Consider the following 24,921-nt stretch of genomic DNA (forward strand, 5'->3'; position numbering starts at 1 on the left):
CGATGGATCGTTCTCACAGCATGCAAGACTGGGTTTTTAGAGAGGCTCTAGGCAACTACGATATTGATTTGGGGGACAGCAATGCCCCCTGCATAACCATTGAACAGTTCCTGCCAATTGTTGCCCGGACCGCGTTGGATTACGGTACAGATCGCGGTTCCCTAGCGTTGCGAAATAAAATAGCAGCGCACTATGGCATGGGGATTTCTTCGGTTGGTATTGCACATGGTGCGCAAGAGGCGCTGTACCTTCTTTACCGCACACTATTTCGCCCAGGAGATCATGTCATCACATTCGCTCCGGGCTGGAAACAAGCATGGCGAGTCCCTCAGGACATCGCATGTGACGTATCCATACTCGACTACAACCGCGACCTCAAGGTTACCTCGAATGCCATTAAGCAGGCACTGACGGTCAACACCAGAGCCATTATCCTAAACAATCCGTGCAATCCGACGGGCAAAAAAATACAACCTGAAGAACTCACAGCGATTCTCGATATCAGTCGTAAACGCGGTATATATTTAATTATCGACGAGGAGTATCTAGTCGATCCGCGTGAATCGTTGGCTGGGCGATCAGAGAATGTAATCGTAAGCTCAGGAATATCAAAGATCCATGGCGCCCCTGGGCTTCGAATAGGTTGGTTATGTGGCGAGAAAGAGCTCATTGATAACGCCATGAATTACAAACACTTCACAACCATTTCCAACTCTGTGCTGTGCGAACGTATCGCTCTTCAGATACTTGAGGAGCATGACCAGCGAATCCAAGTCTATAGACAGCTTTGTCAAGCCGGCTTCGAGGCACTCGAGCAATGGGCAAAAAATTGTTTTCCTATGATCGAGTTAGTTCCCCCGGAAGATACGCCATTCTGCTGGGCACATTTGACCACGTCCGAGTCCTCACTGGCATTCTGCCGCCGTGTACTTGAGAAAGAACGTGTTTTGACCATGCCCGCTGAACTCTTTGGGCAACACCATGGTATGCGACTGACCTTCGCGCGGCCCCTGGAAGAGCTAAAAGAGGGTTTGCGAAGAATAAAAAAACAATTTCGCTTCCCTCTCTCGATGTATTAGCCCTATAGCGGAATTTCGAAATGTTGAAAAAAATTTTTATTGACGGCGAGAATGGAACTACCGGCCTAAAGATCCGTAGTCAACTGGATAATCACCCCGGGGTGGAGATATTGCGCATTGATGAAAAATACAAAAAAGATCCTGCGGCCAAACGAGATCTGATGGCTAAAGCTGACATCAGCATACTGTGTTTACCCGATGCAGCTGCGCGGGAGGCAGTTTTGATTGCTCAAGAGACGGCGACCCGAATCATTGATGCCAGTTCATGTCATCGGACGGCAGAGAATTGGACATATGGCTTGCCAGAACTTTGCACAAACCAACGGCAACGGATCGCGAACGCACGTCTGGTTGCCAATCCAGGTTGTTTTGCAACAGCTGCAATATTACTGCTAAGACCATTGATCCAACACCAACTGATTGACCGAGACGCACAGATCTCGATCCATGCGGTATCTGGTTATTCCGGTGGTGGTAGTACCATGATAGAAAAACACAAAGCCCCTGGCAGGACTGGAGATATGGTCTTCTATGGCCTTGAACTCGCACATAAGCACTTACCGGAAATTATCTCCTACAGCGGCTTGAAGAATCCCCCGATATTTCTTCCCAGCGTTGGAAATTTCTACCAAGGCATGGTCGTAATGATCCCACTGCACCAGATAAATTTCTCCAGCGCTTTGAAGATTTTGCAAACACTGACTTCTTATTATGCTGATGAGCCATTTGTAACTGTCTCCCAAATTATGATCGGATCAACAATCGACACCCAGGTTAAAGCGGGGTCAAATACCATTTTTTTCCATGTTCTCGCGGACCACTCTTTTTATAAGACTGGCCGCTTGGTGCTACTCGCCAAACTCGACAACCTCGGCAAAGGTGCAGCAACCGCGGCCATTCAAAACATGAACATCATGCTAGCACTTCCGGAAAATCAAGGTATTACATACTAGGGTAATGGACATGGACTTCATAAAGTACACCGCTCAAGGCAATGATTACATTGTCATCGACCCGAATAAATTAACCCTCCCGATGACTCCAGAAAACATCAAGAAAATCTGCGATCGCCGAACAGGTATTGGTGCCGACGGAATTTTACATGGCCCTCACCTGAAAGGAGAAAGCCTTGGACTGTTCACTTACAATGCCGACGGCAGCACATGTTCCAGAAGCGGTAACGGCCTGCGCATTTTCTCTCGCTATCTTATTGACCACGATTACTGTCAAGCCAATACCGTACACATCACGCTACTCCCAGAAAAGAACCCCATAGAGGTTCATAAAACCTCCTCGGGCAACCAGTTCGTGGTAAATATGGGAAACTATGCATTCGAACTCAAAAATAGCGCATCAGACGGGCAACCTCCGAAGATGATATTCAATGAACCGGTCACACTGGCGGGTCATGAGTTTTCACTGTCCTGTGTGAACATCGCAAACCCCTACGGCGTACTTATTCCTCGCTCCGCCAATACACTTGAACTGGAAACGCTCGTCCCTGAAATAAACGCACTGGATATACTGCCCCCACGTTCCAATCTACTACTTGCGAAATCGATTCAGAATAATTGTATAAAACTTACGTGCTGGGAGCCAGGAGCCGGGCTTACACAAGCATCCGGGGGCGGTGCCTGTGCAGCCATGGCCGTGTGCTTCGAAATGGGCCTGGTAGAGGATAGTGCCCTGGTCAAGATGCCCGGTGGCAATGTGTTGCTATTTCTGGATCGAGATGGCAGCACGACATTGACTGGGTCTGTTTCACAAGTGTGCTCCGGTTTCTTCTCGCTTGACTTCGAGAATACGATTGCTCATGCCTGCTGATATCAAACTGCGTCCAGCGCTCATGTCGGATCTGGAAGACATTGTTGCGATCTACAATTTTGCCGTTGCTGAGGGCAATAGTACCTGCGATGTCTCCCCTGTCCCCGCTGAGCAATGGCGTGACTGGCTTGCCTCACATATCGGTAGCCGGCGTCCTGTGTGGGTAGCTGAAAACACCGCTGAAAGCAGGAAGGGGGCAATCGGCTACCTTGCGCTGTCTTACTTCATGAACGAACGTCCAGGGTACTTCAGAACATCGGATATGGGCGTGTACATACACCCACAGTATCAAGGAAAGGGCGTGGGATCCTTACTGCTGGATTTCGCCATCAATCAGGCTTCAGCGTTGGGTATAGATACATTTGCCACCACGGCTTTTGCACACAACACAGGCAGTGTCCGTTTGTTCCAAAAATTTGGATTCGAGCGCTGGGGCTATTTCCCCAAGGTCGCGAAAGTGAGGAATCAGGATTTTGACCTCATCATGCTGGGCATCCACCTTTCACCGCCTGCGAATTGACCAGTCGCCAGCTGCGCCAGTGCTTCAGCATGACAAAATTTATCAAACCCCACGCACCACAATATAAATATCTTGTGTTGTCCCACAGACTTAAACTAAGTTTTAAAACAACAAGTAACAGGACGTTATATGACTTCATCTATTTCGGATCTCTACGACGCCGTCAAAAAAAGAGACACCTCGGCCATTCTTGAAATTCTAAAAAAAATCCACCGAACTCGGATTCGAGTTTATATCCTACCGCTTGCGCTATTCAATATCCATTACCGCACCCCGTGTTGTCACGCTGAATAACTACCCCGACGCCTGGAACAAGGAATACGATCAGAATAATTACTTCGCATCCGACCCCATTATCAAGCATTGCTTAAATTCCAACTCCCCAATAATTTGGTCCGAGCAAAGTTTCAGTTCAAACAGGGCACTGTACGAGCATGCAAAAGCATTTGGACTTCGTTATGGATGGACGCAGTCCTCTTGGGCAACACCAAGCAGCAAGGGATTCGTCTCGTTATCACGCGGCGCGCTGCCTATATCCCCAAAAGAGTTGGAGAGTAAAGAAGCCAAGATGTCATTTCTGGTCAGAGAGGTGCATGCCTGCGTATCGGAGGTGCTGATGCCCATGAACCCTCCACGTCTTCATGAGGAGTTGAGCTTGCGGGAAATAGAGATACTGAAATGGATTGCCGACGGAAAAAATGGAGAAATCATAGCACAGTTACTTGGTATAACCGAAAGAACCGTCACTTACCACGTTGTAAACATCATTCAAAAAATGGACGTCACCAATAGAACAGCTGCCGCAGTCAAAGCAGTCTTGTTAGGCATCATCTGACATCAAGGAGGATAAGTGGTGTAACTGCCACGGTTCCGGAATTTGAGTTTGATCACAGCACGTATCTGAGCGGATTGTTTGTCACTGAGGGATTGAAGTCCCTCAAGCTACATGTAGCTGCTGCCCAGGTTTGCGCAGATTCGCGGATTGCGCAGCAACAACCAGTGCGCTTGCTTGAAGATCCGTCGTGCAGATTTGTAATAGCGCAGTCGATCGACCTATTCCACCCGCACAAGGTCGAAAACAGGCCCCCCACCGTGGACTAGCCTTCAAGAACCACCCTCCCTGGTCCGCTGCCATGAGCGAAACCCGCCTCGCCGAACTCGATGCCGCCCTCCCCGGCCTGGCCCGCAGGATTCGCGTACTCGACGCCATCGCCTGGCCCGACGGCATCGAGGAACGCTTCCTCGCCGACTGGCACGCCGGTCGTCCGAAACTACCGGATGTGTCGCTGAAACCCCGTGACCACGGTACAGAGATCGAAGCCCTGGAAACCCTCGCCAACCAGTGCGACAGCGGCCATCCCGCCGGGGCTTTCCTCGCCGCCACTGCGCGCAGCTATGCCTTCGCCGGGCACATGCTCGGCGCCATCGGCACGCCGGCCTTCACCGACTATTCCGCGCGCCTCTACCAGCGCCCGGACCATTACTACGAACGCCAGAAGATGACACCCCTGGACGCGGCGCGCTTCTTCCTCGAGACCACCGATGCCCTGCTCGACAGCCGGCAGATCCCCGCCACCGAAGCGGACATCCCGGCCGAGGACTTCGCCGCCTGGATGCGTACCGAAGTGGATCGCTTCTTTGGCCCCGGCCAGGTGCGCGTGGTGCTGGACCCGGACCTCGCCTCCAAGGCCATCGCCGGCGCCACGCGCATCCGCCTGCGGGCCTCGGCGCGCTTCTCCGAGCTGGACAAGGCCCAGCTGCTGCAGCACGAAGCCTTCGTCCACGTCGGCACCGCCCTCAACGGCCGTGCCCAGCCGCGCCTGACCAGCCTGGCCCTGGGCGCGCCGCGCACCACCCTGACCCAGGAAGGCATCGCCATGCTCGCCGAGCTGCTCACCGGCAGCATCGATATCCAGCGCCTGCGACGTATCGCCCTGCGGGTGGTAGCTGTGCAACAGGCCCTGGACGGCGCCGATTTCATCGAGGTGTTCAAGGGGTTCCTGGAGGCCGGACAGTCGGAGGAGGAATCCTTCCGCTCGACCCAGCGGGTGTTCCGCGGCACCGATGTGCGCGGCGGCGGCGCCTTTACCAAGGACGCCTGCTACGTGATCGGCATGCTCGGCGTGCACACCCTGTTGCGGGTGGCGGTGCGCGACAACCGCCCCGAGCTGCTGCGCCAACTGTTCGCCGGGCGCCTGACGGCAGGCGATGTGGTGCGGCTGGCGCCGCTGTTCGAATCGGGATGGCTGGTACAGCCGCGCTTCGTCCCGCCCTGGGCGGCCGACCTTCGCCGCCTGGCGGCGACCCTGGCGTTCTCCGCCTTTGTCGGGCGGATCAAGCTGGATGTGGTCAGCCTGGAGCGGTTCGTGGAGTTGGAGGAGGAATGAGGTGTGGCACGGATAACCCCCTCTCCCTCCAGGGAGAGGGCTGGGGAGAGGGTGACATCCATTCGCACCGGGCTTCCCTCTCCCCCGGCCCCCGCCCTGCGCCCCGGCCTGATCGCTACGCGCTCAGGCGCTCATCGGCACCGGAAGCGATGCTTCCGAAAGCGTGCCTCTTCGCCCCGGAGGGAGAGGGGAGAAAGAAAAAAAAGGGGCCCCGAAGGGCCCCTTGAGGGACAGACGCCGCGGCTGTCACACCCACGGCGTCGGGGTAGGACGGTGGGTCAGGCGGCGCTGAAGGTCTTGTGCGGGTCGATGACGAATTTCTTCGGCACGCCGGCATCGAACTCGCCGTAACCACGCGGCGCGTCGTCCAGGCTGATGACCTGCACGCCCACCACTTCGGCGATGTTGATGCGGTCCCACATGATCGCCTGCATCAGTGCGCGGTTGTACTTCATCACCGGGGTCTGGCCGGTGTGGAAGCTGTGGGATTTCGCCCAGCCGAGGCCGAAGCGGATGCTCAGGCTGCCGATCTTGGCGGCGGCATCCACCGCCCCCGGGTCTTCGGTGACGTAGAGGCCGGGGATACCGATCTTGCCGGCCACACGGGTGACCTGCATCAGCGAGTTGAGCACGGTGGCCGGTGCTTCGTGCTGGGCACCGGAATGGCCATGGCCGCGGGCTTCGAAGCCCACGGCGTCGACGGCGCAATCCACTTCCGGCTCACCCAGCAGGTCGGCGATCTGCTCGTGCAGCGGGGTGTCCTTGGACAGGTCGGCGATTTCGAAGCCCTGGGCCTTGGCGTGAGCCAGGCGCACCGGGTTGACGTCGCCGACTATGACCACCGCGGCACCCAGCAGGCGGGCGGAAGCCGCAGCGGCCAGGCCAACGGGGCCGGCACCGGCGACGTAGACGGTGCTGCCTGGGCCGACGCCGGCGGTGACCGCGCCGTGGTAGCCAGTCGGCAGGATGTCGGAGAGGCAGGTCAGGTCACGGATTTTCTCCATGGCCTTGTCGCGATCCGGCAGCTTGAGCAAGTTGAAGTCGGCGTAAGGCACCAACACGTACTCGGCCTGGCCACCGGTCCAGTCGCCCATGTCGACGTAGCCGTAGGCGCCGCCGGCACGCGCCGGGTTGACAGTCAGGCAGACGCCGGTGTGCTGCTCCTTGCAGGAACGGCAACGGCCGCAGGCGACGTTGAAGGGTACGGAAACCAGGTCGCCGATCTTCAGGTTTTCCACGTCACTGCCCTTCTCGATCACCTCACCGGTGATCTCGTGGCCGAGCACCAGGCCGACCTGGGCGGTGGTACGGCCGCGCACCATGTGCTGGTCGGAGCCGCAGATGTTGGTGGAAACGACTTTCAGAATCACCCCGTGCTCGATCTTCTTGCCGCGGGGGTCCTGCATCTTCGGATAGTCGATCTTCTGGACTTCGACCTTGCCCGAACCGAGATAAACGACACCACGATTACCAGACATGCGTAATTCTCCGTTGTTGTTGTGAACACAAAGGCGTGACCCACGGCCACGCGGCCTTGTACTGGAGCTTGCATCTGTTGCCGGAATCCGCCGGTGAAACCTGGCAGGGGCGGGTTCCGTGAAAGTAGGGTGCGCCGTGCGCACCAATGGGTTCCCAAGGTGCGCACGGCGCACCCTACGAACTGCTACCGGAAGAAGGGGCACCCTCTCCCCAGCCCTCTCCCTGAAGGGAGAGGGGGAAAAGCCTTATGCGTTGAGCACCACCGTACGGTTGGCGTTGAGGAACACGCGGCGCTCGATGTGGTAGCCGACGGCCTTGGCCAGGGTCAGGCACTCGATGTCGCGGCCCTTGGCGATCAGGTCTTCGGGGTAGTGGGCGTGGTCCACCGACTCCACGCCCTGGGCGATGATCGGGCCCTCGTCCAGGTCGTTATTGATGTAATGCGCCGTGGCCCCCACCAGCTTGACCCCCTTCTGGTAGGCCTGGTGGTAAGGCTTGGCCCCCTTGAAGCCGGGCAGCAGCGAGTGGTGGATATTGATCGCCCAGCCATCGAGCTTCTTGCACAGCTCCGGCGAGAGCACCTGCATATAGCGGGCGAGCACCACCAGTTCGGCGCCGGCTTCCTCGATCACACGGAGTACCTTGCGCTCCTGCGCCGGCTTGTCGTTGGGGTCGAGGGGGAAGTGGTGATAGGGAATCCCGTGCCAGCGGGCCAGGGGCTCCAGGTCCGGGTGGTTGGAGACCACCGCTACCACGTCCATTTCCAGCTGGCCGATGCGTTGGCGGTAGAGCAGGTCGTTCAGGCAGTGGTCGGCTTTGGAGACCATCAGCACCACCTTGGCGCGATAGCCCGGCGGGGTCAGCTCCACCTGCATGTCGAAGGGCGCCAGGCGCTCGTCCAGGCCGGCGCGGAAGGCCTGCTCGTCGAAGTCGTCCGGCTGGCGGAACTCGACGCGGATGAAGAAGCGCGACGACAGCCGATCATCGAAGGAATGGTGCTCGGTGACGTAGCAGCGCTGCTCGAAGAGAAAGCGCGTCACCGCATCCACGGTGCCGAGCACGCTCGGGCATTGGGCGGCGAGAATCCAGGTATCGGGGGTGCGGCTCATCTCTATCTCCCGGGGTACACCAACGTAGGTTGGCGCTGAGCTTGCGAAGCCCAACAAGGAGCGCGCAGCGCTCCCTGGTGCTCACCAGGGGCTGTGGCAGCCGGTTCTGCGAACCGGTCGTTGGGCTTCGCTGCGCTCAGCGCCAACCTACCCGTAGCCCCCTTCCGATTACGCTTTCACTGCCAAGCCGAACTCCGCGCTGGCATCCTGCAGCCAGAGCCAGATGTAGTCGGCGAAACTGCGGCGCACCAGCAGTTCCCAGGTGTCTTCGCCGGTGTGGCGGATCACCAGTTGGGACTTGGCGAAGTTGCTGCCCACCGCCTTGCCCACCGGGAAGTTGCTCGGGTGCACGTCATAGGACGTGGACTTCATCAGCACTTCGCGAACCTTGGGTCCGGAGAGTTCGAGAATGGTCTGCCCGCCGCTGACGTTGACCACGGAGATGTGCTGGCCGTCCAGCGCCTTGCGCAGGCGTTGCTCGGTCTCGAACTCCTGGCCGCTCGGGACGATCAGCAGCCACTCGTCCGGGCCGAGCCACTGCAGCGAGGTGTCGCCGTTGGCGACCAGGGTCAGGGCCACCGGCAGCTCCAGGCCGAGGGCCTTGTGCACGCCGCCGGCGAAGGCCGGGTCCTTGGCGTCGCCACGGATCACCAGGTGGCCGAGGAGTTTCTTCTCGCGCAGGACCACGCCCGCGCTGCTCTTGCCCTTGCGCGCCAGCTCGTCGAGACCGGCGTGGAACAGCGGCGACTCGGCCGGGGCTTTTTCGGGGCGCTGCTTGTAGACGTTCACGTTAGACATTCTGGCGATCCCCTTTCGGGTCATAGAACACGGAGCTGCAGATTTCGGCTTCGATCACGCTGCCATCGGCCAGCGGCGCGAACACGCGCTCGCCCATGCGTTTCAGGCCGCCCTTGACCACGGCCATGGCGAAGGAATAGCCCATGGTCGAACTCATGTAGCTGGAGGTGACGTGGCCGACCATCTTCATCGGGATGGACTGCTTCGGATCGAACACCAGCTGGGCGCCTTCCGGCAGGACCTGGTTCGGGTCCAGGGGCTTGAGGCCCACCAGCTGCTTGCGGTCTTCGCGCTGGCAGTCCTCGCGGTTCATGCCACGCCAGCCGATCCAGGAGAACGCCTTGCTGCGGCCGACGCACCAGCCCATGTTCAGGTCGTCCGGGGTCACCGAACCGTCGGTGTCCTGGCCGACGATGATGAAGCCCTTCTCGGCCCGCAGCACGTGCATGGTCTCAGTGCCGTAAGGAGTCAGGTTGTACTTCTTGCCGGCCTCGACGATCTTCTCCCACACGCCCAGGGCGTAGTCGGCCTGCACGTTGACTTCGTACGACAGTTCGCCGGTGAAGGAGATGCGGAACACCCGCGCCGGTACGCCACCCACCAGGCCTTCCTTCCAACTCATGAAGGGGAAGCCGTCCTTGTCCAGGTCGATGTCGGTGACTTCGGCCAGCAGCTTGCGGCTGTTGGGGCCGGACAGGGTCATGGTGGCCCAGTGGTCGGTGACCGAGGTGAAATACACCTTCAGCTCCGGCCATTCGGTCTGGTGGTAGATCTCAAGCCACTCCATCACGCGGGCGGCGCCGCCGGTGGTGGTGGTCATGACGAAATGGTTCTCGGCCAGGCAGGCGGTCACGCCGTCGTCGAAGACCATGCCGTCTTCCTTGCACATCAGGCCGTAGCGGGCCTTGCCCACGTCCAGCTTGGTCCAGGCGTTGGTGTAAACGCGGTTGAGGAACTCGCGTGCATCCGGGCCCTGGATGTCGATCTTGCCCAGGGTGGAAGCGTCGAGGATACCCACGCTGTCACGCACGGCCTTGCATTCGCGGGCCACGGCGGCATGCATGTCTTCGCCGCGCTTGGGGAAGTACCACGGGCGCTTCCACTGGCCGACGTCCTCGAACTCGGCGCCCTGCGCCAGGTGCCAGCGGTGCATGGCGGTGTAGCGCTTGGGCTCGAACAGGTGGCCGCAGTGACGGCCGGCGACGGCGCCGAAAGTCACCGGGGTGTAGTTCGGGCGGAACATGGTGGTGCCCATCTCGGCGATGCTGATGCCCATCGACTCGGCCGCGATGGCCAGGCCGTTGATGTTGCCCAACTTGCCCTGGTCGGTACCGAAGCCCAGCGCGGTGTAGCGCTTGACGTGCTCGACCGACTCGAAGCCTTCGCGGGTGGCCAGCTCGATACCGGCGGAGGTCACGTCGTTCTGCAGGTCGACGAACTGCTTGGGCGCGCGGGAGGTGGGCTTGTCGTGGGGCACCTTGAACAGCGCCACGGTCGCTTCTTCCTTGCGCTTCTCGGTCTTCGGCAGGGTGCCAGCGACCAGCTTGAAGCCGGCTTCGGCAGCGGCCTTGGCGCCGGCTTCGAAGCCATTGGCCAGGGCGTCACCCAGGCCGAACACGCCGTTCACGGCACCGGCGCAGATGCGCTTCTGGAAGCCTTCGCCGGGGACGAACGCGAGGATGTCGTCACGCCAGGTCGGCTTGCCGCCCAGGTGGGACGCCAGGTGCACCACCGGGCTGTAGCCACCGGAGCTGACGATCAGGTCGCAATCGACCACTTCGCCCGGGCTGGTGACCTTGTGGCTCTTCAGGTCGATGGCGCAGATGCGAGCACCACTGACACGCTTGCTGCCACGGGCCTCGACCACGGCGCTGCCGGTGAGGATACGCACGCCACGAGCGCGGGCTTCTTCCACCCAGGCGCCGCGCGGATTGCTGCGGGCATCGGCCACGGCCACCACCTGCTGGCCGGCATCGAGCCAGTCCAGTACCACGCGGTAGGCGTAGTCGTTGTTGGTCGACAGCACCAGCTGACGGCCCGGGGCCACGCCATAGCGGCGCACGTAGGTGGAGACGGCGCCGGCGAGCATGTTGCCCGGCACGTCGTTGTTCGAATACACCAGCGGACGCTCGTGGGCGCCGGCCGCCAGCACCACGCGCTTGGCGCGGACGCGGTGCACGCGATGACGGGCCTGGCCACGGGGGGCGACTTCACCCAGGTGGTCGGTCAGGCGCTGGTGGATGGTGAGGAAGTTGTGGTCGTGGTAGCCGTTCACCGTTGCGCGCGGCAGCAGGGTCACTTCCGGCAGCTTCTCCAGCTCGGCGATGACCTGGGCGACCCACTCGGCGGCGGGCTTGCCATCCAGGGTCTCGCGGGTATCGAGCAGGCTGCCGCCGAACTCTTCCTGTTCGTCAGCCAGGATCACGCGGGCACCACTGCGAGCAGCGGCCAGGGCGGCGGCGAGGCCGGCCGGGCCGGCGCCGACCACCAGCACGTCGCAGTGCTGGTTAATGTGGTCGTAGATGTCAGGGTCGACTTCCAGCGGCGAACGCCCGAGGCCGGCGGCCTTGCGGATGTACTTCTCGTAGGTCAGCCAGAGGTTCTGCGGGTACATGAAGGTCTTGTAGTAGAACCCGGGCGGCATCATCTTGCCGCCGACCTTGCCGAGGATGCCCATGACGTCGTTGTTCACGCTCGGCCAGCCGTTGGTGCTGGCGGCCACCAGACCCGCGTACAGGGCCTGCTGGGTGGCACGCACGTTCGGCACCTGGGCATTCTCGGTGGAACCGAGCTGCAGCACGGCGTTGGGCTCTTCGGCACCGGCGGCGACTATGCCGCGCGGGCGGGAATACTTGAAGCTGCGGCCAACGATGTCGACGCCGTTGGCCAGCAGCGCGGCGGCCAGGGTGTCGCCGGCGAATCCTTGGTAGTTCTCGCCGTTGAAGGTGAAGGTCAGCGGCTGGCTGCGATCGACGCGGCCGCCCTTGGGAAGACGGTTGACCTGGCTCATGCCGTTACTCCTGCGGTCGCGGCTTTCTTCTCGCCGACGTTGGCCTCGGTGACAGTGGGCTTCTCACCGATCTTGTAGGTTTCGAGGATCTCGTAGCTCACGGTGTGGCGCGTGGCGTTGAAGTACTTGCGGCAGCCGGCGGAGTGCACCCACAGCTCGTGGTGGATGCCGCGCGGGTTGTCGCGGAAGAAGATGTAGTCGCCCCACTCCTCGTCTGTGCAGGCGTTGGGGTCGAGCGGGCGCGGGATGTGCGCCTGGCCCTTGGCGTGGAATTCCTCTTCGGAGCGCAGCTCGCCACAGTAGGGACAGAAGATGTGCAGCATGTTTGGAACCTCCGGGTTCGTCTCCGTTGGGGGAAGAGGCGGTGGCACTTCGCCGAACCACCCTCTCCCGCCCTTCGGGCCCCCTCTCCCGCGAGCGGGAGAGGGGAATCAGTTGTCGCCCTGTTGGCGAATGTTCAATGAGCCACGGCAGCGGCGCCGTGCTCGTCGATCAGTGCGCCGGTATGGAAACGGTCGATGGAGAAGGGCTTGGCCAGCGGGTGCATCTCGCCGCGCGCCAGGCTCGCCGCGAACACATGGCCCGAACCCGGGGTGGCCTTGAAGCCGCCGGTGCCCCAGCCGCAGTTGAAGAACAGATTCTTCACCGGGGTCTTGGAGATGATCGGGCAGGCGTCCGGGGTGGTATCCACGATGCCGCCCCACTGCCGGTTCATGCGCACGCGGGAGAGGATCGGGAACATCTCCACGATGGCCTGCAGGGTGTGTTCGATGGTCCCGTAGGAACCGCGCTGGCCGTAGCCGTTGTAGCCGTCGATACCGGCACCGATGACCAGGTCGCCCTTGTCCGACTGGCTGATGTAGCCATGCACGGCGTTGGACATGATCACGCTGTGGATGATCGGCTTGATCGGCTCGGAGACCAGTGCCTGCAGCGGGTGGGATTCCAGCGGCAGGCGGAAGCCGGCCTGCTTGGCCATGTGCCCGGAGTTACCGGCGGTGACCACGCCGACGCGCTTGGCGCCGATGAAGCCGCGGTTGGTTTCCACGCCAATTACTGCGCCGTCCTGCTTGCGGAAGCCGAGCACTTCGGTGTTCTGCAACAGGTCCACGCCCAGGGCGTCGGCGGCACGGGCATAGCCCCAGGCCACGGCGTCGTGACGGGCGACGCCGCCACGGCGCTGCACGGTGGACCCCATGATCGGGTAGCGGGTGTTCTTGCTGCAGTCGAGGAAGGGGATCTCCTCGGCCACCTGCTTGGCGTCCAGCAGCTCGCCGTCCACACCGTTGAGGCGGTTGGCGTTGACCCGACGGGCCGAGTCACGCATGTCCTGCAGGGTGTGGCAGAGGTTGTAGACGCCGCGCTGGGAGAACATCACGTTGTAGTTCAGGTCCTGGGACAGGCCTTCCCACAGTTTCATGGCGTGCTCGTACAGCTGCGCCGCCTCGTCCCACAGGTAGTTGGAGCGGACGATGGTGGTATTGCGCGCGGTGTTGCCGCCGCCCAGCCAGCCCTTCTCCACCACCGCGACGTTCTTCACGCCGAATTCCTTAGCCAGGTAGTAGGCGGTGGCCAGGCCGTGGCCGCCACCGCCGACGATGATCACGTCATAAACCGGCTTCGGCGTTGGGTTGCGCCACATGCGTTGCCAGTTTTCGTGGTGGCTCAGGGAGTGCTTGAACAGACCGAAGCCGGAATAACGTTGCATGGAATGCTCCTGGTTCTACTCCCCTCTCCCACTTGTGGGAGAGGGGCCGGGGGAGAGGGTGAGATGACTCAGCGGTAGACAGGGAAGTCGGCGCAGAGGCCGGCGACTTGTTTGGCCACCTGGGCTTCGACGTCGGCATCGCCGAGGTGGTCGAGGATGTCGCAGATCCAGCCCGCCAGTTCGGTGCTCTGCTCTTCCTTGAAGCCACGGCTGGTGATGGCCGGGGTGCCGATGCGCACGCCGGAGGTCACGAAGGGCGACTGCGGGTCGTTCGGCACGGCGTTCTTGTTCACGGTGATGCCGGCGCGGCCGAGGGCGGCGTCCGCCTCTTTGCCGGTCTTGCCCTGCTTGATCAGGCTGACCAGGAACAGGTGGTTGTCGGTGCCGCCGGAGACCACGTCGTAGCCGCGGTCGATGAACACCTTGGCCATGGCCTGGGCATTCTTGATGACTTGCGCCTGATATTCCTTGAAACCGGGCTCCAGCGCTTCCTTGAAGCAGACGGCCTTGGCGGCGATCACGTGCATCAGCGGGCCACCCTGGGCACCGGGGAACACGGCGGAGTTCAGCTTCTTCTCGATCTCTTCGTTGGACTTGGCCAGGATCAGGCCGCCACGCGGGCCACGCAGGGTTTTGTGGGTGGTGGTGGTCACCACGTCGGCGTAGGGCAGCGGGTTCGGGTACAGGCCGGCGGCCACCAGGCCGGCGACGTGGGCCATGTCGACGAACAGCAGCGCACCCACCTTGTCGGCGATGGCGCGGAAGCGCGGGAAGTCGAGGGTCTTGGAGTAGGCGGAGAAGCCGGCAACGATCATTTTCGGCTTGTGCTCGACGGCCAGGCGTTCGACTTCGTCGTAGTCGATCAGGCCGGTGGCGGTATCCAGGCCGTACTGCACGGCGTTGTACAGCTTGCCCGAGGACGACACCTTGGCGCCGTGGGTCAGGTGGCCGCCGTGGGCCAGGCTCATGCCGAGGATGGTGTCACCGGCCTGCAGCAGGGCCAGATAAACGGCGCTGTTGGCCTGGGAGCCGGAGTGCGGCTGGACGTTGGCGTAGTCGGCGCCGAACAGCTGCTTGGCGCGGTCGATCGCAAGCTGCTCGACCTTGTCCACATGCTCGCAGCCACCGTAGTAGCGCTTGCCCGGATAGCCTTCGGCGTACTTGTTGGTCAGGCCGCTGCCCTGGGCCTCCATCACGCGTTTGCTGGTGTAGTTTTCCGAGGCGATCAGCTCGATGTGGTCTTCCTGACGACTTTCTTCTTCCTGGATGGCGCTGAACAGTTCGTCGTCATAACCCTGAATCTGGTCTTGCTTGCTGAACATCGATGATCTCCTGCGACAACCCGGTGTCGTCTCTATTGTTCGGGGGCCCTTTGCCGGCCGGTCGAGTCCGGTCGGTTCCAGCCTGTTGCGGCCGATTGTGCGAAATAGCCCGACACCCCGTTTGCCTGTTTGCGACGTGTAAATGCCCAAACTGACCTGGGTGGACGGGTAAATCCTTCTGCCTTCCGACAGTGCCTCGCCCAACAGTGGCCGGATACCGCCCGGAACTGCCGAGAAATGGAGATTAGCGGCCGTTGACGCCGCTGATCCCGGGGCATGAATGGGTGTAAGCTGGACCCCCGCGCCGGGCTAGGACCGGGCCGGAAAACAATAAGAAGACAGAGCTGCACTTCGACGTCTGCGTCACCCGCCTATACCCAAAAACGACAGTCGATGCAGTGGAGGAAGAACCAGATGGCTGTTGCGAACCTTGCGGCGCCGCCCGTCGACGAAACATCAGGCCAACCCCGGCCGACCGGAGTGAAGACCTTCGGTTTCCTGCTGATTCCCAACTTCACCACCATCGGCTTCGCCTCGGCGATCGAGACCCTGCGCATGGCCAACCTGGCCGCCAAACGCACCCTCTTCCACACCTTGCTGATCGCCGCCGACCATGAGCCCGTGCAGGCCAGCAACGGTATGCGCGTGGTGCCCGACCATTCCATCGACGACGCCCCGGTACTGGATGCCCTCTTCGTCGTCGGTTCCAACCCCATGCCACCGCGCTACGACCGCCGCCTGCTCCACTGGGTGCGCAAGCTGGCCCAGCACGATGTGGCGCTCGGCGGCATCTGCACCGGCAGCCACCTGCTGGCCAGCGCCGAACTGCTCAAGGGCTACCGCTGCACCGTGCACTGGGAAGACATCGAGCAGGTGAAGGACAAGTTCCCCGGTATCGTCATCTCCAACCAGCTGTTCGAGCTGGACCGCGACCGCTACACCTGCTCCGGCGGCACCGCGTCCATGGACATGACCCTGCAACTGATCGCCCGTGAACCGGGCGGCATGGAGATCGCCACCCGCGCCGCCGAGCTGCTGCTCTGCGACCGCATGCGCGGCGCCCGCGAACAGCAGCGCGTGCCCCTGCGGCAAAAGCTTGGCCATGCGCAGCCAAAGCTGAGCCAGATCGTCGCGATCATGGAAGCCAACCTGGAAGAGCCGCTGGAGCTGGAGGAGCTGGCCCAACTCAACGAGGTGTCGGTACGCCAACTGGAGCGGCTGTTCCACAAGTACCTGGAACGCACGCCCAGCCAGTACTACCTGGAGCTGCGCCTGAACCGTGCCCGCGATCTGCTGCTGCGCAGCGAATCCCAGGTCCGCGACATCGCCCTGGCCTGCGGCTTCGCCTCCCCGGCGCACTTCTCCAAGTGCTACAGCCGATTCTTCGGCCATTCGCCGCGTGGCGAGCGCAAGCAGAGTCCGTTGCACGGCTGAGCCCCACACCGACGCTGCTTATCCTGTGGGGGCTGCTTTTCTGTGGGGGCGAATTCATTCGCTGAGCAGGCCGAAGGGCTGCCCGATGCGGCCGGATGGGGCAGCTGCGCTGCCCTTAGCGAATGAATTCGCCCCCACAAAAGCGAAAAAGCCCGCCGGTACCCCAAAACAAAAACGCCGCTCTCCTCTCGGAGGGCGGCGCTCTCATTTCCGGAACTTGCGAATCAGGTGTCCCGTTCCATGTCATTGCTCAGCGCCACCACCGGCTTCTTCGCCATCAGCCAGTACAGCAGGCCCGACGCCAGGATCGCCGGGAAGCTGGCGGTGATCTGCTCCGCCACGTCCTTGAACACATGGGCGAGGACGAAGTACACCGCGAAGCCCACCACCAGCGAGGTGATGCCTGCAGCGTTCCAGCCATTGGCGCCGTAGTAGGCGCCGCCGGCCTCGGCGAACAGGTCACGATCGGACAGGCGCTTGCCGCGCACGCAGAAGTAGTCCACCAGGATGATGGTCCAGAGCGGGATGAAGATGCCGCCGATCACGCCGAGGAAGCTTTCGAAGTAGTGCAGGAAGGAATCGAAGGCCATGGGCACGAAGCACAGCACCAGCTGCAGCACGACGATGATCGCCAGCGCCTTCTTCGGCGTCAGGCCCTTGAAGGCGCCCAGCAGCCCCATGCCCGAGCCGTAGAGCACGGTGACGTTGGTGCTCACGGTGGCAAAGATCAGCACCAGGAAGGACACCATGCCCAGGCCCAGGGTGGCCAGGGTGGAGCTGGGGTCGGAGTTGTTCGGGTCGACGAAGCCGCTCTGCAGCGCCACGCCAATGGCCCCGATGGCGCCGATCACCATGAACCAGCCCTGCCCCACGTTCAGCCCCAGCCAACTGCCGACGGCGGCCGCGGTGCCGGTCTTGGAGAAGCGCGAGAAGTCCGCCACCTGCGCCCAGGTCCAGGAGAAGCCGAAGGCCAGGTCGATGAAGAAGGCCACGCTGTGAGTGGGCGCCGCCACCTTGAAGTCCATGACCTGCTTCAGGTCCCACTGGGACAGCACCACATGGGTCACCCAGCCCCCCAGCACCAGCAGCAGGATGCCGGCCACGCGCTCCAGGTAGCGGATCGCCTCGTGGCCGAGGAAGGTGATCACGCCCTGGGCGATGGCGGTCAGCAGGATGCCCAGGACCATCGGCCCGGTGGAGCCCGGCTGGCCGAACACCGGCCAGCCGAATGCGGCGCCGAACACATGGCTGAGGGAGATGGCGGCGATGAAGCTGTTCACGCTTGGCCAGCCGATCAGCACCAGGAACTGGGCCACGCCGGTCAGGCGCGAACCCTTGGTGCCCAGCGCGGGCCGCGAGACCACGGCGGTGCTGGCGCCATAGCGGTAGCCGATGTAGGCCACCACCGCCCAGGGGATCATCATCAGCGGCAGCCAGAGCAGGCTGTATTGCAGGACGAAGACCATGCCCAGGGCGGCGGCCATGCCGCCGAAGAACCAGGAGCCGGTGTTGATGCCGGAGCCGAACCAGGTCCATACCGTGTCGACGAAGCCGTAGCTGCGTTCCTCGGGTTTGATCTGGCTGAGCCCGTACTCTTTGTGTGCGTCTGAATTCGACATAGCTGAAACTTCCTCTCGGACCGCCGGACGGTCCTTCTTGTAGTTGTTGAAGCCGCTTGTTCGGTGTTCGGGGTGACGCAATGCCGGCTCAGGCGGGCGGGAACTCCCGGGTGATGGCGTCGGCGATGCCCTGGATGCAGACCTCGAGGATCAGCTCGCCCTTTTCGCGGCTGGCGGTCTTCGCCGACGACAGGGTGCCTGGTGCCGGCGTGCGTGCCGGGTCCACCGGGAACACGTCATAGGGCGGGAAGGTCGCGGGCGGGTGGTCCACCACCTTGTCCAGGTCCACCAGCTCCGGGTAGAGGGCGAGCATCAGCGAGGTCTCGAAGACACCGCCATGCTCGATGTCCCAGCCGAGGAAGCCGTCGGGATAGAGCCGCTGAATCACGTCCGGGTCCTTGACGAAATCCCAGTAGGACAGGACCACAACCTTGAAGTCGTGGATGCCGGCATAGCGCAGCTCGCGCAGGGCCAGGTCGATGCCTTCGACTATGAACATCGAGTTCTCGTAATGCCCGTTCATCAGCACCAGCCGCCGCGCGCCATGGCGGGCCAGTTCGCGGATGATGTCCTGCACCGTGCCAGTGAGGGTGGCGCCGTCCAGGCTGGTGGTGCCGGGGAAGTGGTTGCCGCCGCCGGACTTCTGCTGCGACTTGTAGCCATACTGCAGGCCCGGCAGCACCAGGGCGTCGATGCGTTCGGCGACCCGCTGGCACACCGCCGTGGGCAGCAGCACATCGACGTTCATGCACATGTGGTGGCCGTGCTGTTCCAGGGCGCCGACCGGCAGCATCAGCACGCAGTCGCCTGCCGCGACACGAGCCTCGTACTCCTTCCAGGTCAGCTCACCTACGAAAACGCTCTTGCTCATCGAATTTCTCCAGGAATTCAGGGCGACGCCCGGCAACGGACGGTCTTCCGCTGATGGCATTGCATCAGAAGTGAATGGACGATTTTTGTACAAATCCGACCCGAAGTTGGCAGGATCGCCAGGGGCCTGCCCTCAGTCGTCCACCAGGGCCCGGTGCGCCGTCTCGCGGATACACAGCATCGCTAGCAGGGCCACCGCCGCCGCGCCCACCAGCATCCAGGCCGGGGCGAGCTTGTCGCCGGTCTGGCTGATCAGCCAGGTGGCGATGAACGGCGCGGTGCCGCCGAACAGGGCGTTGGCGGTGTTGAAACTGAAGGCGAAGCCGCTATAGCGCACCCGCGTCGGGAAGACTTCGGCGAGGAAGCACGGCAGGGTGCCGTCGTTCATCGCCAGCATCAGGCCGAAGGCGATCTGGATCAGCAGGATGAAGGCGAAGGACTGTCCTCCGAGCAGGCCGAACAACGGCACGGTCACCCCGAGGAACAGCAGCGACGCGGCGATCAGCATGGTCTTGCGACCAAAACGGTCGGACAGCTTGCCCATCAGGAAGATGAAACCGATGTAGGTGGCCAGGGACACGGTGGAGGCCAGGAACGAATCGGTTTCGGTCATGCCCATCTCGGTGGACAGGTAGGTGGGCATGTAACTGAGGATCAGGTAGAAGGCCACCGCGTTGAGGCAGGTGACACCGATGGCCACCAGCACGCGCTTGCGGTGCACGCCGAACAGCGCGCGAATCGGCACGTTGTGCTCGCCACCCTTCTGCTCCAGGGCCTGCTCCATCTCGCGGAACTTCGGCGTGTCTTCCAGGTGCAGGCGAATGTAGCGGCCGATCAGGCCCAGGGGCGCCGCCAGCAGGAAGGGAATGCGCCAGCCCCAGCTGTGCAGTTGCTCCGAATCCAGCTGCGAATAGAGCCCTGCGGCGAACAGCGAGCCGAACAGCAGCCCCGCCGCCGTACTGGCCGGCACCAGGCTGGTGTAGAAGCCGCGTTTGTTGTCCGGTGCGTATTCGGCGAGGAAGGCCGCCGCGCCGGCGTATTCCCCCGAGGCTGAGAAGCCTTGCACCAGGCGAATCAGCAATAGCAGCAGCGGCGCAAGCATGCCCACTTGGGCGTAGGTCGGCAGCAGCGCAATGCAGAAGGTGGCGCCGGACATGATGAGGATGGACAGGGACAGAGCGTTACGCCGGCCGTAACGGTCGCCGATATGGCCCCAGACGATGCCGCCGATGGGTCGGACGATGAAGGAGATGGCGAACACCGCGAAGGCAGCCAGCAGGCCGGTCGTCTTGTCCGTGGCGGGGAAGAACACCACCGCGATCACCGCCGCCAGGTAGCCGTAGGCGGCGTAGTCGAACCATTCGACGAAGTTGCCCATGAAGCTGGCGGTCGCCGCGCGGCGGAGGGTGCTGCGCTCGCTGCTGGCCATCTGGCTTCCGGCCTGGTCGTAGGCCAGGGACTGGTTGGAAAGACTCATCGGGCACCCCCATCAACGGGGAGCTGCACCTGGATGCCTGGAGTATGGACGGGAGCGACCCGACCGATGTTGAAGCACACACTGTCGGCCACTCCCCGAAGGAGCGTTCCTGAAATAAACCTGACCATCGCCTGTACCTCTGTTGTTGTGGTGATTTCGGCAGCGGGTAGTCAAAGGGTGGCGCGTGCGTGGGGCCTGGGCCCCGTGGATGCCGCGCGTCGGTTCTTGTTGTGGTGGTGCATGCAAACCACGGCCCGCGCAGGGGGTCGGCGCTGCGCGGGCGTGGATCGGATCATTTGCGGATGATGTTTTTCTCCGGGCCGTAGGGGAATTTGGTGATGTTCTCGGCGCCGTGTTCGTTGACGATCAGGATGTCGTGCTCGCGGTAGCCGCCGGCGCCCGGCAGGCCTTCGGGCAGCATGATCATCGGCTCCATGGACACCACCATGCCGGGCTCCAGCACGGTGTCGATGTCCTCGCGCAGCTCCAGCCCGGCCTCGCGGCCGTAGTAGTGGCTGAGGGTGCCGAAGGAGTGGCCGTAGCCGAAGGTGCGGTATTGCAGCAGGTCGTGCTTGAGGAAGATCTCGTTCAGCTCGTGGGCAATGTCGCTGCAGCGCGCACCGGGCTTGATCAGCTTGAGACCGGCCTCGTGCACCTCGACGTTGACCTCCCACAGGCGCAGGTGATCGTCGGAGCAATGGTCGAGGAACAGGGTGCGTTCCAGGGCGGTGTAGTAGCCGGCGATCATCGGGAAGCAGTTCAGGCTGAGGATGTCGCCCTTGTCCACCTTGCGGGTGGTCACCGGGTTGTGTGCGCCGTCGGTGTTGATGCCGGACTGGAACCAGGTCCAGGTGTCCATCAGCTCCACGTCCTCGAAGGTGTCGGCGATGGCGCGGACCATGGCCTGGGTGGCGTGCAGCGCCACTTCGTATTCCGGCACCTGGTCGCGCAGGGCTTCCACCACCGCTGCGCCGCCGATATCGGCGATGCGCGCGCCGTGGCGGATCATCACGTGTTCCTCGGTCGACTTGATCATGCGCATGCGCATGCAGGCGGCGGCCACGTCTACCAGCTCGGCGTCGGGGTAGCGGGCGGCCAGCTTGTCGCGGTTCTGCAGGCTCAGGTGGTCGGCCTCAATGCCGATGCGGCGGGCCTTGGGCAGGGCCTGCTGGATGGCGACGAAGTAGTTGTCGCGCTGCCAATCGGTGTAGACGATGTTGTCGGTGCCCTGGGTGCGGCGCCAGGGCTGGCCGCCGTCGATGTTGGCACTGATGCTGATGACGTCGTCCTGGGTCACCACCAGGGCGTACTGACGTCCGAAGGAGCAGTAGAGGAAGTCCGAGTAGTAGTTGATGTTGTGGTACGAGGTGAACACCGCGGCATCGATGTTCTCCGCCGCCAGGTGGGCGCGCAGCCTGGCTTGGCGGTTGGCGTATTCCTGGGCGGAGAAGGTGGCGCGAACCTTGTCGCCGTTACGGATGCGGATCGTCTTGGGCATTTGCATGGCGTGAACCCTTGTTGTTTTCCACTGACTCGGCACACCGGGCTGGTGGGCCGTTGGAATGCATTGCAACAGATGCATCCAGGCACTTTTTGTACGAATCCGACCCGAAGTTGGTTAGATCCGCTGGGGCGAACATGGAGGTCCGAGCATGGGCGAGGGAGGGGCGGGATTCACTTGGACTTGCCTGACTGGTACAGACCGCTTTTCTGTAGGGGCGAATTCATTCGCCAAGCAGGCCGCAGGTCTGCCGTTGGGAGATTGCAGGGGCAGCTTCGCCGCCCTTGGCGAATGAATTCGCCCCTACAACGAAGGCCCCGCCCCCAACCGGCCACCACCCAAAAAAAACGGGCCCGGACCGTGCTGCCAGGCACGGGCGGGCCCGAAGGTGGTGTCGCTCGGTATCAATGCATAGCGGCTCGGCACAGCTGCGGCTTGTCCAGCCGTTCGTTGCTCGGCGGGATGCCGAAGTGTTCGCGGTAGCACTTGGAGAAGTTCTGCGCGGAAAGGAAGCCGCACCCCACGGCCACCTGCACCACCGGCAGGGCGGTCTGGCGCAGCAGCTGGCGGGCGCGCAGCAGGCGCAGCTTGAGGTAAAAGCGCGACGGCGAGCAGCGCAGGTATTTCTGGAACAACCGCTCCAGCTGCCGCCGCGACAGCTCGATGAAACTCGCCAGGTCATCCAGGTCGATGGGTTCTTCCAGATTAGCCTCCATCAGCGCTATCACTTCCTGCAGTTTTGGCTGGGCGCTGGCCAGGGCTTCGCGCAGGGTCAGCCGCGGCGGCGTGGGCTCGCTGCGCAGTTGGCCGAAGGCCAGGGTCTCGCTGATGGCGCCGAGCAATGCCGGGCCCTGGCTGCGGCCGATCAGCTGCAGCATCAACTCCAGCGCGGCGCTGCCGCCGGCGGCGGTGTAGCGGTCGCGGTCCAGCACATAGGGCTGCGGGCTCAGGGCGATGCCGGGGAAGCGTTCGCGCAGGTCCTCCCGGCAGGTCCAGGCAGTGCTGCATTCGTAGCCCTGCAACAGGCCGGCTTCGGCCAGTACCCAACTGGCCGAACCCAATGCGCCCAGGTGCACGCCGGCCGCCGCCAGGGCCTGGAGCCGGACACGCAGCGCCGGGTCGCAGGCGCCAGCCGGTCCATCGCCGCCACAGAGGATCAGCGCATCCAGATTCGGCTCATCCCCCAGCCGCGCCTCGGGAGATACCTGCATGCCATTGCCGGCGCGGACCGCTGAGCCATCCAGGTTCAGCGTGCGCCAGCGGTAGAGCAGGCTGCCGGACAGCTGGTTGGCCAGGCGCAGGGGTTCCAGGGCACCGGCCAGGGCGATCAGGCTGAAGTCCTCCAGTAGCAGGAAGCCGATGGACTCCAGCCGTTGCCGGGCTTGCGGAAGGGCTTGATAGGCGCTCATGGCATCAGCACTCCACAGCGCTGACGGCCAGGCCGCCGCGCGAGGTTTCCTTGTACTTGTCGTGCATGTCGGCACCGGTGTCGCGCATGGTGCGGATCACCTGGTCCAGCGAGATGAAGTGCTCGCCGTCGCCGCGCAGCGCCATCTGCGCCGCGTTGATCGCCTTCACCGCGGCGATCGCGTTGCGCTCGATACACGGCACCTGCACCAGCCCGCCCACCGGATCGCAGGTCAGCCCCAGGTTGTGCTCCAGGCCGATCTCCGCCGCGTTCTCCAGCTGCGCCGGGGTCGCCCCCAGCACTTCCGCCAGCCCCGCCGCGGCCATCGCGCAGGCCGAGCCCACCTCGCCCTGGCAACCGACTTCGGCGCCGGAGATCGAGGCGTTCTTCTTGCACAAAATGCCCACCGCCGCCGCGCCGAGGAAGAAGTTCACCACGTCGTCCTCCGACGCCTCGGGGTTGAAGCGCATGTAGTAGTGCAGCACCGCCGGGATGATCCCCGCCGCGCCATTGGTCGGCGCGGTGACCATGCGCCCGCCGGCGGCGTTTTCTTCGTTCACCGCCAGGGCGTAGAGGTTGACCCACTCCATGGCACTCATGGTCGAGCCGATCACGTTGGGCTTGCCCAGCTCCTGCAGGCTGCGGTGCAGCTTGGCCGCGCGGCGGCGCACATTCAGCCCGCCGGGGAGGATGCCTTCGTGGCCGAGGCCGTTGCTCACGCACTCCTGCATGGCGTCCCACAGCTTGAGCAGCCCGGCACGGATCTCCGCCTCGCTGCGCCAGGCCTTCTCGTTGGCCAGCATCAGTTCGGCGATGCGCAGGTTGTGGCGCTGGCAGAGCTGCAGCAGCTCCTCGGCGCTGGAGAAGTCATAGGGCAGTGCGGTGGCGTCCTGATCCAGCTGGCCGGCCTTGGCCTGGGCCTCGTCGACCACGAAGCCGCCGCCGATCGAGTAGTAGGTGTCGCGGTGCAGTTCACCGCCCTCGCCTTCGACGATCAGGGTCATGGCGTTGGGGTGGTAGGGCAGGTTTTCTTCCAGCAGCAGCAGGTCGCGGCTCCAGTCGAACGGCACCGGCTGGCGGCCGTCCAGCAGCAGCTCGCCGGCGGCCTGCAGCGCCTCGATGCGCGGGCCGATCTGCGTCGGATCGATACGGTCCGGCCATTCGCCCATCAGCCCCATCAGCGTGGCGCGGTCGGTGCCGTGGCCGACGCCGGTGGCCGACAGCGAGCCGTACAGGCGCACCTCGACGCGGCGCACCTGCGCCAGCAGGCCGCGCTCGCGCAGCGCCGTGGCGAACAGCGCCGCCGCGCGCATGGGGCCCACGGTGTGCGAGCTGGAGGGGCCGATACCGATCTTGAACAGGTCGAACACGCTGAT

At 62.8% G+C, this 24,921-nt stretch carries 20 protein-coding genes and 1 pseudogene; 8 read left to right on the forward strand and 13 right to left on the reverse strand.

The genetic code is table 11. The features are described from left to right. The first annotated feature begins 2 nt into the window (after positions 1-2). The 7 genes and pseudogenes from E8F12_RS12350 (at position 3) to E8F12_RS12380 (ending at position 5,810) form a co-directional block, all read left to right on the forward strand. Positions 3-1,079: a pyridoxal phosphate-dependent aminotransferase gene (locus E8F12_RS12350; RefSeq protein WP_280325532.1), complete on the forward strand. Its 1,077-nt coding sequence runs from the start codon at positions 3-5 to the stop codon at positions 1,077-1,079. 20 nt (positions 1,080-1,099) lie between these two features. Beyond that, positions 1,100-2,032, forward strand: a complete 933-nt coding sequence (gene argC, locus E8F12_RS12355; protein WP_280325533.1) for an N-acetyl-gamma-glutamyl-phosphate reductase — start codon at positions 1,100-1,102, stop codon at positions 2,030-2,032. A gap of 10 nt (positions 2,033-2,042) precedes the next feature. After that, entirely contained in the window at positions 2,043-2,903 is an 861-nt protein-coding gene (gene dapF, locus E8F12_RS12360; protein ID WP_280325535.1) for a diaminopimelate epimerase, read from the forward strand. Beyond that, entirely contained in the window at positions 2,893-3,423 is a 531-nt protein-coding gene (locus E8F12_RS12365; protein WP_280325536.1) for an N-acetyltransferase family protein, read from the forward strand. Before dapF ends, E8F12_RS12365 begins: the two co-directional genes overlap by 11 nt. A 223-nt stretch (positions 3,424-3,646) precedes the next feature. Beyond that, positions 3,647-4,012: pseudogene (locus E8F12_RS12370) on the forward strand (autoinducer binding domain-containing protein); the annotation flags it as partial. Positions 4,013-4,045: 33 nt separating this feature from the next. Beyond that, on the forward strand, positions 4,046-4,258 hold the full coding sequence (locus tag E8F12_RS12375) for a helix-turn-helix transcriptional regulator (RefSeq protein ID WP_280325553.1): 213 nt from the start codon (positions 4,046-4,048) through the stop codon (positions 4,256-4,258). A gap of 298 nt (positions 4,259-4,556) precedes the next feature. Then, positions 4,557-5,810, forward strand: a complete 1,254-nt coding sequence (locus tag E8F12_RS12380; protein ID WP_280325537.1) for a flavohemoglobin expression-modulating QEGLA motif protein — start codon at positions 4,557-4,559, stop codon at positions 5,808-5,810. A gap of 278 nt (positions 5,811-6,088) precedes the next feature. Here the strand turns inward: E8F12_RS12380 and fdhA are convergent, their stop codons facing one another. From fdhA to glyA, 7 genes are all read right to left on the reverse strand, one after another. Further along, the gene (fdhA, locus tag E8F12_RS12385; RefSeq protein ID WP_280325538.1) at positions 6,089-7,288 is read right to left on the reverse strand and encodes a formaldehyde dehydrogenase, glutathione-independent; all 1,200 of its coding nucleotides are present in this window, start codon (positions 7,286-7,288) and stop codon (positions 6,089-6,091) included. 246 nt (positions 7,289-7,534) lie between these two features. Beyond that, positions 7,535-8,398, reverse strand: coding sequence for a formyltetrahydrofolate deformylase (gene purU / locus E8F12_RS12390; protein WP_280325539.1), 864 nt, complete (start codon positions 8,396-8,398; stop codon positions 7,535-7,537). Positions 8,399-8,566: 168 nt separating this feature from the next. After that, positions 8,567-9,196 carry a sarcosine oxidase subunit gamma family protein gene (soxG, locus tag E8F12_RS12395; RefSeq protein ID WP_280325540.1) on the reverse strand — a complete coding sequence of 210 codons (630 nt, stop codon included), beginning with the start codon at positions 9,194-9,196 and terminating at the stop codon, positions 8,567-8,569. Next, the gene (locus E8F12_RS12400; protein WP_280325541.1) at positions 9,189-12,206 is read right to left on the reverse strand and encodes a sarcosine oxidase subunit alpha; all 3,018 of its coding nucleotides are present in this window, start codon (positions 12,204-12,206) and stop codon (positions 9,189-9,191) included. Before E8F12_RS12400 ends, soxG begins: the two co-directional genes overlap by 8 nt. Beyond that, a complete protein-coding gene (locus E8F12_RS12405; protein WP_044871165.1) occupies positions 12,203-12,529 on the reverse strand; it encodes a sarcosine oxidase subunit delta in 327 nt (108 codons plus the stop codon). The genes E8F12_RS12400 and E8F12_RS12405 overlap by 4 nt, the downstream gene beginning before the upstream one ends. A gap of 134 nt (positions 12,530-12,663) precedes the next feature. Then, entirely contained in the window at positions 12,664-13,914 is a 1,251-nt protein-coding gene (locus E8F12_RS12410) for a sarcosine oxidase subunit beta (protein WP_280289287.1), read from the reverse strand. Between the two features lie 68 nt (positions 13,915-13,982). Further along, a complete protein-coding gene (gene glyA, locus E8F12_RS12415) occupies positions 13,983-15,236 on the reverse strand; it encodes a serine hydroxymethyltransferase (RefSeq protein ID WP_280325543.1) in 1,254 nt (417 codons plus the stop codon). Positions 15,237-15,650: 414 nt separating this feature from the next. Between glyA and E8F12_RS12420 the strand changes: the two genes are divergently transcribed. Next, positions 15,651-16,670, forward strand: a complete 1,020-nt coding sequence (locus E8F12_RS12420) for a GlxA family transcriptional regulator (protein WP_280325544.1) — start codon at positions 15,651-15,653, stop codon at positions 16,668-16,670. Between the two features lie 224 nt (positions 16,671-16,894). On the opposite strand, the gene E8F12_RS12425 is transcribed toward E8F12_RS12420, so the two are convergent. The 6 genes from E8F12_RS12425 to E8F12_RS12450 all read right to left on the reverse strand — a co-directional run. Beyond that, positions 16,895-18,289 (reverse strand): cytosine permease, encoded by a 1,395-nt coding sequence (locus E8F12_RS12425; protein WP_280325545.1) that lies wholly within the window; start codon positions 18,287-18,289, stop codon positions 16,895-16,897. Between the two features lie 88 nt (positions 18,290-18,377). Beyond that, positions 18,378-19,160, reverse strand: a complete 783-nt coding sequence (locus E8F12_RS12430; RefSeq protein WP_280325546.1) for a creatininase — start codon at positions 19,158-19,160, stop codon at positions 18,378-18,380. A gap of 132 nt (positions 19,161-19,292) precedes the next feature. Further along, positions 19,293-20,636: an MFS transporter gene (locus E8F12_RS12435; protein ID WP_280325547.1), complete on the reverse strand. Its 1,344-nt coding sequence runs from the start codon at positions 20,634-20,636 to the stop codon at positions 19,293-19,295. A gap of 292 nt (positions 20,637-20,928) precedes the next feature. Continuing rightward, positions 20,929-22,140 carry a M24 family metallopeptidase gene (locus tag E8F12_RS12440; protein ID WP_280325548.1) on the reverse strand — a complete coding sequence of 404 codons (1,212 nt, stop codon included), beginning with the start codon at positions 22,138-22,140 and terminating at the stop codon, positions 20,929-20,931. Between the two features lie 401 nt (positions 22,141-22,541). Continuing rightward, the gene (locus E8F12_RS12445) at positions 22,542-23,546 is read right to left on the reverse strand and encodes a GlxA family transcriptional regulator (protein ID WP_280325549.1); all 1,005 of its coding nucleotides are present in this window, start codon (positions 23,544-23,546) and stop codon (positions 22,542-22,544) included. 4 nt (positions 23,547-23,550) lie between these two features. Then, on the reverse strand, positions 23,551-24,921 hold a 1,371-nt coding region (locus E8F12_RS12450; protein ID WP_280325550.1), incomplete at its 5' end, for an L-serine ammonia-lyase.

Origin of the sequence: Pseudomonas sp. BN102, from assembly GCF_029871245.1 — a bacterium.
Classification (GTDB): domain Bacteria; phylum Pseudomonadota; class Gammaproteobacteria; order Pseudomonadales; family Pseudomonadaceae; genus Metapseudomonas.